General features: G+C 31.2%; 10 protein-coding genes. 1 reads left to right on the forward strand and 9 read right to left on the reverse strand.

The window, feature by feature from the left end; translation table 11 throughout:
• Positions 1-150: 150 nt before the first annotated feature.
• The 7 genes from L1S46_RS14765 to sufC form a co-directional block, all read right to left on the reverse strand.
• A complete protein-coding gene (locus tag L1S46_RS14765; RefSeq protein ID WP_017209645.1) occupies positions 151-1,887 on the reverse strand; it encodes a S8 family peptidase in 1,737 nt (578 codons plus the stop codon).
• Positions 1,888-2,153: 266 nt separating this feature from the next.
• The gene (gene nifJ / locus L1S46_RS14770; RefSeq protein WP_238900338.1) at positions 2,154-5,669 is read right to left on the reverse strand and encodes a pyruvate:ferredoxin (flavodoxin) oxidoreductase; all 3,516 of its coding nucleotides are present in this window, start codon (positions 5,667-5,669) and stop codon (positions 2,154-2,156) included.
• 393 nt (positions 5,670-6,062) lie between these two features.
• Complete coding sequence (gene sufU / locus L1S46_RS14775) at positions 6,063-6,488, reverse strand: Fe-S cluster assembly sulfur transfer protein SufU (protein ID WP_011969175.1); 426 nt, start codon at positions 6,486-6,488, stop codon at positions 6,063-6,065.
• A gap of 5 nt (positions 6,489-6,493) precedes the next feature.
• Positions 6,494-7,723 carry a cysteine desulfurase gene (locus tag L1S46_RS14780; protein WP_238900339.1) on the reverse strand — a complete coding sequence of 410 codons (1,230 nt, stop codon included), beginning with the start codon at positions 7,721-7,723 and terminating at the stop codon, positions 6,494-6,496.
• The gene (sufD, locus tag L1S46_RS14785) at positions 7,716-8,813 is read right to left on the reverse strand and encodes a Fe-S cluster assembly protein SufD (RefSeq protein WP_238900340.1); all 1,098 of its coding nucleotides are present in this window, start codon (positions 8,811-8,813) and stop codon (positions 7,716-7,718) included. Before sufD ends, L1S46_RS14780 begins: the two co-directional genes overlap by 8 nt.
• Positions 8,814-8,822: 9 nt before the next feature.
• Positions 8,823-10,232: a Fe-S cluster assembly protein SufB gene (gene sufB / locus L1S46_RS14790; RefSeq protein WP_065416574.1), complete on the reverse strand. Its 1,410-nt coding sequence runs from the start codon at positions 10,230-10,232 to the stop codon at positions 8,823-8,825.
• A gap of 15 nt (positions 10,233-10,247) precedes the next feature.
• Positions 10,248-11,000, reverse strand: a complete 753-nt coding sequence (gene sufC / locus L1S46_RS14795) for a Fe-S cluster assembly ATPase SufC (RefSeq protein WP_011969171.1) — start codon at positions 10,998-11,000, stop codon at positions 10,248-10,250.
• 245 nt (positions 11,001-11,245) lie between these two features.
• Here sufC and L1S46_RS14800 point away from each other — a divergent pair, with 245 nt between their 5' ends.
• Positions 11,246-11,638: an Rrf2 family transcriptional regulator gene (locus L1S46_RS14800; RefSeq protein WP_065416573.1), complete on the forward strand. Its 393-nt coding sequence runs from the start codon at positions 11,246-11,248 to the stop codon at positions 11,636-11,638.
• A gap of 242 nt (positions 11,639-11,880) precedes the next feature.
• Here L1S46_RS14800 and L1S46_RS14805 read toward each other — a convergent pair whose 3' ends face one another.
• Complete coding sequence (locus L1S46_RS14805; RefSeq protein WP_238900341.1) at positions 11,881-12,432, reverse strand: hemerythrin domain-containing protein; 552 nt, start codon at positions 12,430-12,432, stop codon at positions 11,881-11,883.
• Positions 12,433-12,565: 133 nt separating this feature from the next.
• A complete protein-coding gene (locus L1S46_RS14810; RefSeq protein WP_238900342.1) occupies positions 12,566-13,204 on the reverse strand; it encodes a hypothetical protein in 639 nt (212 codons plus the stop codon).
• Between the last annotated feature and the right edge of the window lie 105 nt (positions 13,205-13,309).

Raw genomic sequence — 13,309 nt, forward strand, 5'->3', positions numbered from 1 at the left:
TTTCGCGAAATTATTATATCACAAAGGGATGACTTATTTATTTTTTACAAATTCTGTTTATTCAACAACCTATAATAAAATAAAAGACTTACTCAATTAAGAATAAGTCTCTAAAAAGATAATTAAAATATTGCTTTAATTACTCTTTCTCTATGTCATATTTTCAAAAATCCTTGGTACATTCAATATGCCATAACCCCAATATGGATTTGGAGTAATATCTCCACTTCTCGCCATTGCTCCTTTTGCAAGATATGCTTTAATAGTTTGTGCATACATATTAGGTTCATTTCCATTTACAATCCCCCATTGAAATAGCATAGCACAAACTCCAGATACAACAGCCGCTGATACACTAGTTCCGCTTACTACTGCCGTTGTGTTATTCGGGGCAACCGTTAGTGCATTTATTCCACCTGCTGCAACATCTATTCTATCAGTGTAGGATTCTAAAAAGGCCATACCAGAAAAATCAACAATATTGTTATTATTTTGATTATATGCCGCTACAGTTATAGCGTATATTGAGTTTCCTGGATTTGTTATAGTTCCAAATGGATCTGAAAAACTAAATCTCGTATCTCCAACTGTTAGCCCCTTTTGTGGTATCCAAGCATTAAATCTTCCATTAGAAATATAATTCGCCTGTATTCTGATTCTCCATATACCAGGCTGCAAATTATAAAATCTTATCCTTATCAACTCATCTCCAGTTACTTCTTCTGGAAAATAAAAATTAACTCTAATTGAGGTCTTCTCAAAAATAAAAGTATGATTTATGGTGTAATTAATTATTAAACTCAATATCCCAGAACTTTCCCCTGATGGTGAAACTATTTCAACCGTCATTATGTTAGGCAAATCAGCCCATATTTGCACCCATATATTTTTTTGTTCAGGTGACGCTTCTAACTCCGCAACCCCAGCACCAGGTGATTGCACTCCAACAATCTGAGTTACTGAACCAGATGTGTGGCCGCCAGCATCCCTCTGATTTCCAGTACCAGTAACTACCGCTATTCCTCCATTGCTTGATATTGCATCTATAAAGTCTTCCAGTATCCCTTCTCCCTTATGATTTCCTAAACTACTTCCAAGAGGAAAATATATAACCATTGGTTTGTTGGTCGTTAAAGCATATTCATACACATATTGCAATGCTGCAAAAATAGCAGTTATATTAAACACAGGAACTATTACGTCTGGAAACTGGACCTCATACGAAAAATCTCTTATAAGTTTTACTACTACAAAATTACAGTCTGGTGCAACACCCCTTAAATTCGGATTCTTTCCACTAGCTCCAATTATTCCAGCCATATTCGTCCCATGTCCAATTTCATCTCTGCTTGGAACTATATCATCTGGAGATCCTCCCTCCCTACTTGCTCTTATAGCATCATTTATTTTATTTCTATCAAATAATACCCCAAACGGTACAGATTCCGAACCGTTTTCGGCATTACTTATCAATGTTTGATCCCAAATATTTTCAATTCTTGTTTCCCCATTAGCATCCATAAACTCTTCGCTAAGATAATCAATACCCGAATCGATAATTGCTACATTTACACCTTTTCCTGTTAAATTCAATTGAGATCCGGTTTGTAAAAAGCTAGCTTGAGACGCATCTACTGGTGAAATATCTTGTAAAGTATAAAATTCTGCAGGAATAACATATACAATTGATGAAATATATGGTTCATTTCCCATATTGATTTCAACATCTTTTTTAACAGATACAACGGCATATCTATCATTGATTACTGTAACATAGTAATCTGGTATTTTAGAAATCTCAGCTTCAATATCTCCTTGATACTGTACAACATAATTATCATAATTAATATCATGAAAAATTCTTTCCATCAATATATTTTTTTTCATTTAAACTCCTCCATGTATCTCTTCGGAATCCTTATGAACGACTTCTATATATAATATTTTAATGTGTACAATATTCAGTTCTTTTAATTTATACACACTTAACTCCTTTATACTATTTATATTTAATAATATTTACATATATAATAAATTATTCGTAAAGAATATTTATAAAAAAAATAACATATCAACTTCTGATTAAGAAGTTAGTATGTTATTTTCTATTAAATTTAAATTACAACCTTTTGTATTTATTACTTTTTATAAAATTATTGTTGATTTGCTAATGTTTTATAAATTTCTAACCTTTCCTTCGCTTCAGATTCTGTTTTCTCGAATAATTTTTCTGACTCCTCTGGAAATGCTTTAGCAAGGGATGCATATCTTACTTCACCCATTAAGAAGTCTTTAAAATCTTCTTTTGGATCTTTAGAATCTAATATAAATGGATTCTTTTCTCCCTTTAATGCTGGATTATATCTATAAAGATGCCAATATCCACAATCAACTGCTTTCTTTTCTTCCTCTTGAGTATTTGACATTCCTACTTTTATTCCATGATTAATGCATGTAGAATATGCTATTATCAATGAAGGACCATCATATGCTTCTGCTTCTGTTATAGCTTTAATAGTTTGATTCTTATCTGCTCCCATACAAACTTGGGCTACATAAACATATCCATATGTCATTGCCATTCTTCCTAAATCTTTCTTCTTCGTCCTCTTCCCAGATGCAGCAAATTTTGCAATTGCTGCTGTTGGAGTTGATTTTGATGACTGACCACCAGTATTTGAGTAAATTTCTGTATCGAATACTAATATATTTACATTTTCATTCATTGCTATCACTTGATCTAGACCTCCATAGCCTATATCATAAGCCCAACCATCTCCTCCAAATATCCACTGTGACCTTTTTACGAAATATTCTTTATCCTTTAATATCTCTTTAGCAATTTCACTATTTTCTTTTTCAAGAACTTCAACTAACCTTTCTGCCCTTTCTCTTGTTCCATCCCCAATATCCTTATTATCTAACCATTCTTTAAGAACAGTTTCAGTTTCCTCTGACATATTACTTTCAAGGGCGATAGCAACATTATTCGCTATTCTTTCTCTTATTGTTTTAACACCTAAATACATTCCATATCCGAACTCAGCATTATCTTCAAACAATGAATTTGCCCATGCTGGCCCATGACCATGTTCATTAATTGTATATGCCATTTCATATGACCCTGCTGCCCAAATTGATGAGCACCCTGTGGCATTTGCAATCATCATTCTATCACCAAATAATTGTGTCACAAGCCTTGCATATGGAGTTTCACCGCAACCTGCACATGCTCCATTAAACTCAAGTAATGGTCTTTCAAATTGGCTTCCTTTAAGAGTGTATTTATTTAGCGGATTTTTAGGTTTAACTCTTTCCATATAATAATTCCAAGCTTCAATTTGCTCGTGTTGACTATCTTGTGATTTCATTACTAATGCTTTACCTGGTGCTGGACATACTTGTGCGCAATTACCACATCCAGTACAATCAAGCGGAGTAACACCAATTGAGAAATATACCTTTTCATTAACTTTTATTCCTTTTGCATCTAATACTTTTAGGCCTTCGGGAGCCTTTTCTTTTTCATCTTCATTTAGCAAGAATGCTCTAATTGTAGCGTGTGGACATATATATGAACATTGTGTACATTGAATGCAGTTTTCTGGTATCCACTCAGGCACATTTACAGCTATTCCTCTCTTTTCATAAGACGTTGTTCCAGACATAAAAGTACCATCTTGTATTCCTGCTTTTACGAAATGGGACACTGGCATTGAATCGCCCTCTAACCTATTCATTGGCCTAGTAATTTCTTTAATGAATTCTGGAAAATTCTCATCAAGCTCAAGTTTATCGTCTAAATCAGTATTCCAACTATAAGGAACCTTAATTTTAGTTATTCCTTCTAACCCTGCATCTATTGCTGCGTGATTCATATTAACAATTTTTTCGCCTTTATTACCATATGATCTAACAACTGCTTCTTTTAAAAATTTAATAGCATCTTCAACTGGAATTATGTTTGCTATTTTAAAGAATGCAGCTTGCATTATCATGTTTATTCTTCCTCCAAGGCCAACATCTTGAGCGATTCTAACTGCATTTATTATATAAAATTCTATATGATTTTGAGCAATATACCTTTTTATAGATGCTGGTAATCTCTCATCCAATTCTTCGGGCGTCCAAATTGCATTTAATATAAATTTACCATTCTTTTTTAACCCTCTAATTACATGATATTTATACACATAAGATTGATTATGACACGCAACAAAATCCGGTCTATCAATTGGATATCTAGATTTAATTGGCTTATCACCAAATCTTAAATGCGAAACTGTAAGTCCTCCTGATTTTCTAGAATCGTAATCAAAGTATCCTTGAGCATACATATCTGTATTATCTCCGATAATCTTAATTGCACTTTTATTCGCACCAACTGTACCATCTGATCCTAAACCCCAGAATTTGCATGATGTAATTCCATCAGGAGTGGCATCTATATGTTCAAATGTTCTTAAAGATGTATTTGTAACATCATCAATTATTCCAATTGTAAAGTTATTTTTTGGTACATCTAAAAATAGGTTATCATAGACCGCAGCAATATGAGCTGGTGTTGGATCTTTTGATCCAAGTCCAAATCTTCCACCAACAACAATCGGAGCATTATCCATTCCGAAAAATGCTCTTGATACATCTAGATAAAGTGGCTCTCCAACTGACCCTGGTTCTTTCGTTCTATCTAAAACTGCAATTTTTCTTACAGTCTTTGGAATAGCCTTCAATAGTTTATCCACTGAAAACGGCCTATATAACCTCACTTTTACAAGCCCTACTCTTTGTTTATTATTATTTAGAAAATCTACAGTTTCTTCTATAACATCATTTACTGCCCCCATAGAAATTATAATTCTATCAGCATCATGTGCTCCATAATAATCAAAACAATGATATGATCTACCTGTAAGCCTAGTAATCTCAGTCATATATTGTTCAACAATTTCCGGAACATCATCATAATATTTATTTACAGCTTCGCGCATTTGAAAGTAAATATCTTGATTCTGAGCAGTTCCTCTTATAACAGGATGATTTGGATTTAAAGCTCTTTTTCTAAATTCATCAAGCGCCTTATAATCTAGTACCTTAACAAGTTCATCTGGTTCAATTACCTCTATTTTTTGAATTTCATGAGATGTTCTGAATCCATCAAAAAAATTCATAAAAGGTATTCGTGATTTTATAGTAGCTAAATGCGCCACTCCACTTAAATCCATTACTTCTTGAACAGATCCTTCTGCAAGCATTGCAAACCCGGTTTGCCTTGCTGCCATAACATCTTGATGATCTCCAAATATACTCAGTGCTGATGTTGCAATTGCTCTAGCAGCTACATGTATGACACATGGCAGCAATTCTCCTGCTATTTTGTACATATTAGGAATCATTAATAGTAATCCTTGGGATGCTGTATATGTTGTTGTTAATGCACCTGCTTGAAGCGAACCATGCAGTGCACCAGCTGCTCCTGCTTCTGACTGCATTTCAACAACTTTTAACGGTTGCCCAAAAATATTTTTTTTCCCTTGTGCAACCCATTCATCCACATGTTCTGCCATTGGTGATGATGGAGTTATCGGAAAAATCACTGCTGCTTCCGAAAATCCATATGACATATATGCAGCAGCTGTGTTACCATCCATAGTTTTCATTTTTCTCATTGTATTTACCTCATTTTCTCTTTGTTTCTATATTGTTAATTATTAATTCTATCTTCATTTATAGTATTACTAAAAAATTTTGATAGTATGTATTTTTCAATGAAGTAATTCCATGTTCTTCAAATGATAATATGATTTTAGATTAAATAAACAAAAGTTATAATATTCTCACTTATTCGTATGTTTCCAACGGAAATACATGAGAGTATTATAACTTTTAAAATGTTCAAATTTATATTTTTCACATACCACAACTTTCATATTAATAAAAAAATAGGCACTAGCTTTTTATATATTTATATACGAATTTAAAGTTTTTACTTGACTGAAAATAACATTTTACATTTCGTTTGATTTTAAATAAGGTCTAGTTTCTATACTATCTAATAATAATTATTTTTCCAAAGCTTCCTTCAAAGTATGCCATGCTAAAACTGCACATTTAACTCTTGCTGGCATGTTTGAAATATTTTTAAAGGCCATAGCATCTTCTAACGCATATAATTCTTCATCATCTTTAATTTCTCTTTTAATCATTCCAATAAAAGTTTCTGTAAGCTTTAATGCTTCTTCGATATTTTTACCCTTTATCAAATCTATCATAATTGATGTAGATGCTTGAGATATTGCACATCCTTGCCCAGTGAAAGCTAAATCTTCAATAACACCATTGTTTAATTTAAGTTCTAAAGTAATTTCATCTCCACAGCTAGGATTATGACCCTTTTCCTTAATATCTGGGTTATCTAAGTTTCTCTTATTATGCTTAGAAGTGCTGTGCTCCATAATAAGTTCTGTATAAATAGCATTTAAATCCATCTAAATTACCTCCATTTTAAAAACATTTCATATGTTTTCTTTGTTGCTTCTATTAACTTATCTACATCTTCTTTTGTATTATAAAAGTAGAAACTAGCTCTGCAGGTTGCATTTATACCCATATATCTCATTAATGGCTGAGCACAATGATTGCCTGATCTTATTGCAACACCATGAGAATCAAAAACTGAAGCAACATCATGAGGATGAACGCCCTCTATGTCAAAAGAAATAATTCCACCTCTATTGCTTAAATCCTTAGGCCCATATAGCTTTACATAAGGCAGTTCTTGGAATTTTTCAAGTGCATAACTTGTAAGTTCTCTTTCCATTTCATCTATTTTATCTATTCCTATATTTTCTAGATAATCAATAGCTGCTGCAAGCCCTACAGCACCCTCAACGTTTTGAGTACCACCTTCAAACTTAGATGGCAATTCTGCAAAGGTTGCTTCCTGCTCATAAACATATTCAATCATATCTCCACCAACTATATATGGTGGCATGCTTTCCAAAAGCTCCTTCTTGCCGTAAACTACGCCAATTCCCATTGGGCCTAAAAGTTTGTGTCCTGAAAATACTAAAAAATCTGCATCTAAGTCTCTTACACTTACCTTCATATGTGGTACACTTTGTGATCCATCTACAATTACTTTAGCACCTTTTGAATGAGCATACTCTATAATCTCTTTTACTGGATTTATAGTACCAAGTGCATTTGATACCTGTGTTATGCTCACTAGTTTAGTTCTTTCAGTAATCTTCTCTTTAATTTCTTCTTCTGGAATTTCTCCGTTTTCATTTACGTACATATATTTTAATGTTGCTTTTTTGGCTCTAGCTACAATCTGCCATGGAATAAGGTTTGAATGATGCTCTGCAATTGAAATAACAATTTCATCGCCTTCATTAATGTTGTTCATTCCATAAGAGGATGCTATAAGATTAAATCCTTCTGTTGCATTTTTAGTAAAAATAACTTCTTTTGAAAATTCTGCATCAATAAAATTTCTAATCTTTTCTCTTGAATCATCATAGGCTTGAGTTGCATCAATACTTAACTTATAAGCACCTCTATGAGGATTTGCATTACTTACTTTATAGTAGTTTTCAATAGCCTCTAAAACTTGAACAGGCTTTTGAGTTGTAGCACCGCTATCTAAATAAACTAATCTTTCTCCATTTTCGTTTGCCCTCAAAACAGGGAAATCTTTCAAAAAATCTATATTATTCATTTTTAAGTCCCCTGTCTACTTCTTGTAATATTTCTTCTATAACGTCATTATCACCAATTGAATCTATTATTGGATTAAATGCAGCTCTAACAATAACAATCTTAGCTTCATCATAACTTAATCCTCTGGACATCAAATAAAATAACTTGTTTTCATCAATTCTTCCTGAAGATGCTGCATGTTCTCCTGAAACATCATCTTCTGCACATAATAGCACTGGCATTGCTTTAGCTCTAGCCTCTTTTGAAAGGAGCATACAATATTCATCTTCTGCACCAACACTTTTAGATGCACCAGTTTTAAAATCCAAAGTTCCTTTGAAAGACTTTCTAGCTTTTCCTTGAAGTGCTCCTTTAACATTTATATTAGAATTACTTCTTTGACCTTTGTGAGTAATAATGTAATTAATGTCTATAAGTTTATCTTTATTTCCTAAATAAATAGAATTTATATTGGCAGCTGATTTATCACCTATTAAATCTCCATGATAATTGTAAATACTATATTGTCCTCCAAGGTCTACTGATATAAAATCAACCTTTCCATCTTCTTCAATATCTGAAACATTAGAATCGAAATGAACGGTATTTTCATTTAAAAAATTCACTTTAGTCAGTTTAATTTCACTATTCTTCTTTGAATATATAGTACAAATTCCATTATGATAACCAATTGAATCGTCCAAAGATTTATACTTTACTATAATAGAAGCTTTAGAATTTTCTTCTCCAACAATTATTAAATTATCTACTAAAGAGCTGTTATCTTTATCCATATTAAATTCTATAATTATTGGTTCTTCAGTTTTTATATTTCTACCTATTGTTATTACATAACCTTGGTTGAAACCTTCTTTACCTTGGTTTATTAAATCTTCACTGACTCCATATTGAAACTCTCTATATAAAGTTAATATTTTATCATTTTCTAACTTTTGAATATCAACGCCTTCTAAGCCCTTGATTTCTACGTTATCGAACTTTTTAATTTCTCCAATATTTAATTTTCCAAGGCTTATATCATTAATATTAACCCAGCTTTTAGTTCTTATTGGAGTTTTATTTAAATTATTAAATTGTATAGCCTTCATTTCTCTCACCTACCCTATGCTTCCTTCTAATTCTATGTTGATTAAATTGTTCATTTCTACTGCATATTCTAATGGTAATTCTTTTGATATAGGTTCCACAAACCCTCTTACTATCATAGATTTAGCTTCATCTTCACTTATTCCTCTAGTCATAAGGTAGAAAATAGAATCATCACTTATCTTACCTATTTTTGCTTCATGACCAATTTCAACATCATCATTTAATAAATCAATTACTGGAATAGTGTCTGATTTTGATTTATTATCTAACATTAGAGATTCACAGGATACCATAGATTTTGAATTATAGGCGTTTGAATTTACCTTTAACACTCCTCTATAAGTAGCTTTTCCACCGTTTCTTGAAATTGATTTTGAGTTTATAGTAGAAGAAGTGTTTGGTGCGGCATGTATAACCTTTGCTCCAGTATCTAAGTTTTGCCCCTTACCTGCAAAAGATACACCTGTAAATTCTGCTCTTGCTCCTTCGCCCTTTAATATACTCATAGGATATAGCATCGATATTTGTGAACCAAAAGAACCTGATACCCATTCTATTGTTCCATTCTTTTCAACAATTGCTCTCTTAGTGTTTAAGTTAAGCATGTTCTTTGACCAGTTTTCTATTGTACTATATCTTAGTGTTGCGCCTTCTTTTACATAGAGCTCAACACAGCCTGCATGTAAATTTGTAACGCTATACTTTGGAGCTGAGCAACCTTCAATAAAATGAAGCTTTGCTCCTTCATCTACAATAATTAGTGTATGTTCAAATTGTCCTGCTCCAGGTGAATTTAATCTGAAATAAGATTGTAGCGGTATGTCTACATTAACCCCTTTAGGAACATACACAAAAGATCCTCCTGACCAAACAGCTCCATGAAGTGCAACAAATTTATGATCATTAGGTGTAACACACTTCATAAAATATTCTTTAACTAAATCCTCATGTTCTCTTAATGCTGTTTCCATATCAGTATAAATTACGCCTTGTTTTACTAAATCTTCTTTTATACTGTGGTAAACTACTTCTGAGTCATACTGTGCTCCAACTCCAGCAAGTGATTTCTTTTCAGCTTCTGGAATTCCTAGTAAATCAAAAGTTTTCTTTATATCCTCAGGCACTTCATCCCAAGAACCAACTAAGCTGCTCTTTGGCCTTACATAGGTTACAATGTTATCCATATCTAACTCATCCAAGGATGGTCCCCATGTTGGTAATTTCAATTTATTATATATTTCTAAAGATCTTAATCTAAAATCTCTCATCCATTTGGCTTCATTTTTTTCTTCTGAAATAGTTTCAATTATATCTTTTGTTAAGCCTTTTTCAGATTTAAAACTAAAGCTGTCTTCATTTTTAACATCATAGATTCCTCTATCCATTTCATCTATATAAGTCTTCTTTTTGTTTTCCATCTTATTTCACCACCTTTATATAGCTACATTTTCTTTAAAAGATTCATAACCCTTTTCTTCAATTTCATTAGCTAAACTTCCATCTCCGGTTTTAACTATTCTTCCATCTACTAATACATGAACATAATCAGGTTTTAAATTTTCTAATATTTTTGTATTATGAGTAATAATTAAAACTCCATTGTTTTCATTTGAGAACATTTTAATACCTTTAGAAACAATTCTTATAGCGTCAACATCGAGTCCAGAATCTGATTCATCTAAAATTGCCAACTTTGGATTTAAAGTTAACATTTGCAGTATTTCATTTTTCTTCTTTTCTCCACCTGAAAATCCTACATTTAAATATCTGCTTGCATAGCTTTCATCTATTTTTAATTCCTTCATATTGTTCTTTAAATCTAAGTCAAACTTAAAATGTTTTAGCACATTTCCATCTGTAGTTCTCTTAGCATACTTTAAGAAATTCTCTACAGTAATTCCTGGAATTTCTTCTGGGTATTGGAATGATAAAAATAAACCTTTTTTAGCTCTTTCATCAGTCTTTAATTCATTTATGTTTTCACCTTCGAATTCTATATCTCCACTCAATCTTTTATATTTAGGATTATTTAAAAGAGCATTGGCTAGAGTAGATTTACCAGCTCCATTTGGTCCCATTATTACGTGAACTTCACCTTTATTTATTTCAAGATTTAATCCTTTTAAAATCTCTTTATCATCTGCTTCAATTCTTAAATCACACACTTTTAACAAACTCTTATCCATAACAATTCTCCTATCTAACTAATATTTAATTAACTATGTTTTTCACAGAACACCTGTCTAAACTCCATAAATGTAATTCTTATATATAATTTCTTTATATGTATAAATTTTAAAGTGCATTTTAAATACACCTTAATATTAGCACAGGTTTTTTTAATGTGCAATACAAATGCACATTTTATTTTTAACCAATTTACTTTTTTTTATTATAAGGTATAATGAAACTAAAGAAGGGATGTGAAAATTTGAACTTATCTAAGTTTTCAGATTATGCTTTTAGAATTTTAATATATTTAGCTAAGAATCAAGATAAAATATGCACTGTGGAAGAATTGGCATCTAACCTTGAAATATCTGAACATCATTTAAAGAAAATCGTTCATAGGCTAGGTAAAACTGAATATGTAATATCAACTAAAGGAAGAAATGGTGGCTTAAAACTTGGGTTGGAGCCTAAAGACATAAACCTTGGAAAAATATTAATAATTACAGAGGAAAGTATATCTGTATCTGAATGTTTTTCAAGTGCAAAACATACTTGTTCCACTTCAAAATGTAAATTAAAAGCAATATTATCATCATCTATTAATTCTTTTGTTGATGAATTTAGCAAATATACTTTAGAGGATATTTTATAGCAAGATAAAGTTTTTATACTTTATCTTGCTATAATTTTTTATTCAAATTCTATCATTAGAAAAATATTTTTTTGTCTAAAGCCTTATCACAAAAACCATATACTTATAAAAAATCAAGAAAATAATTAGGCTGTACTGATTTCTAAATTACATAAATCAGTATTTTTTATGCACCCATTAAATGTATACTTATATATAAAAATAAAGGTGTTACAGTCGCTTCCCACTATAACACCATTTACTTATGAATTGTATTTTTTCTCCAATTCTTCTAATATTAAAATATTATCTTTTTTTATGTGATTATTTACTTCTTCAAAGTCAATACATTCCTTATTTATACCTGTTAATGTGCCTGCATTTAATTCTCTTTTGGCAAATGTATATACAACTTTATCTTCTTTATCAATATGTCTCTCTAATAAATGCGTATAGGAGATAGCATTAGAAATTACGTCTAAAATAGCTTCTTCATCCCCATTTTTTAGATTTTTAAGTGCAGCTTGAAGTTCACTTATGTGTAGTCTTCCAAGATCATGCTCCACAAGCATACCATGCTTAACTATTTTTTCAGCGGTTGGGCCTATTTCTTCAACCATTCTATTAAAAAGCATTACTTCTTCTTTTTTATGATGATGAGAATCAGCAAAGTTTCTAATAAAACCTATCATAGAATTAAAATCATCATAACTTATTTTTTCACCTTTGTATAATCTAAAACAAGCTTTTCTTACAACGACCAACATTCTTTTTATATACTTATGTTCTTCCATCATTAAATCTATAGCATCCATATCTTTTCCTCCTATTACATATTTTCATTACAAATAATAGTGATAAATTTAATCATCGTATAACCAAAAATATAGCTGGGTACTCTATTATTCTTAAATTATTAACCCATAAAAATTCTTAATTCTAAGGATCTTATTTTCTTCTTATCACCATTATATTATCGCCTTGTTCCACATACTCAAAATTAGAATTGATTGCATTTACAAATTCTTTAACCCATAAACTTCTTAACTTGTAGAAATAATCGACGTCACCTTCTTCTTTATTCCAAATATCACTATGAACGCATACTCTTCTCTTCCATTCAACCATATCTTCTTCTGCTTTAATTACTTCATTGACTCTATCACATGGCATTCCATCTAAAATATAATCATTGATACTGTCAAAAATTTCACCTGCATTTGTAAGTTCCATTCCTTTTTCTTTAACTTCGCTGGCAGCTTTAATCCCTTGGCTAGAATAAATCTCTTCTAATTTTGTAGTGACACCTTTATTATTATTTACAAGTTTTGTTGTCCACGCAGCCATTCTTCCCTCTGCTGAATGAATTTTTCCTTGTAACCATCCATGGATATTACTTGTGTCTATCATTTCTTCTAGTGGAAGATTCGGAGTTGGCTCACCATACTTTTCATTAATTTCTTTACGTAACTCTTCTACATTCAAACCATCTTCTTTTGCAAGGTTTATTATCTCACCTTCTAATTTTTCAAACCATAAAATCTTATTAAATAACCAATAATGTATCCTTCCTAAAAATAAACTCATATTTTTTCTCCTCCTATAGCAAAAGTATTTAACTAGAAAATAAAACCTTTATTATTTTTAAACTTAAAACAATTTAAAGATCTATATTTATTTACTTCAAATACT

The organism is Clostridium sp. YIM B02500 (genome assembly GCF_022324665.1).
Classification (GTDB): Bacteria; Bacillota; Clostridia; order Clostridiales; family Clostridiaceae; genus Clostridium; species Clostridium beijerinckii.

Excerpts from the sequence above, each read along its gene's own strand:
- L1S46_RS14765 (WP_017209645.1), bottom strand. The coding sequence starts at position 1,887 with ATGAAAAAAAATATATTGATGGAAAGAATTTTTCATGATATTAATTAT.
- nifJ (WP_238900338.1), bottom strand. The coding sequence starts at position 5,669 with ATGAGAAAAATGAAAACTATGGATGGTAACACAGCTGCTGCATATATG.
- sufU (WP_011969175.1), bottom strand. The coding sequence starts at position 6,488 with ATGGATTTAAATGCTATTTATACAGAACTTATTATGGAGCACAGCACT.
- L1S46_RS14780 (WP_238900339.1), bottom strand. The coding sequence starts at position 7,723 with ATGAATAATATAGATTTTTTGAAAGATTTCCCTGTTTTGAGGGCAAAC.
- sufD (WP_238900340.1), bottom strand. The coding sequence starts at position 8,813 with ATGAAGGCTATACAATTTAATAATTTAAATAAAACTCCAATAAGAACT.
- sufB (WP_065416574.1), bottom strand. The coding sequence starts at position 10,232 with ATGGAAAACAAAAAGAAGACTTATATAGATGAAATGGATAGAGGAATC.
- sufC (WP_011969171.1), bottom strand. The coding sequence starts at position 11,000 with ATGGATAAGAGTTTGTTAAAAGTGTGTGATTTAAGAATTGAAGCAGAT.
- L1S46_RS14805 (WP_238900341.1), bottom strand. The coding sequence starts at position 12,432 with ATGGATGCTATAGATTTAATGATGGAAGAACATAAGTATATAAAAAGA.
- L1S46_RS14810 (WP_238900342.1), bottom strand. The coding sequence starts at position 13,204 with ATGAGTTTATTTTTAGGAAGGATACATTATTGGTTATTTAATAAGATT.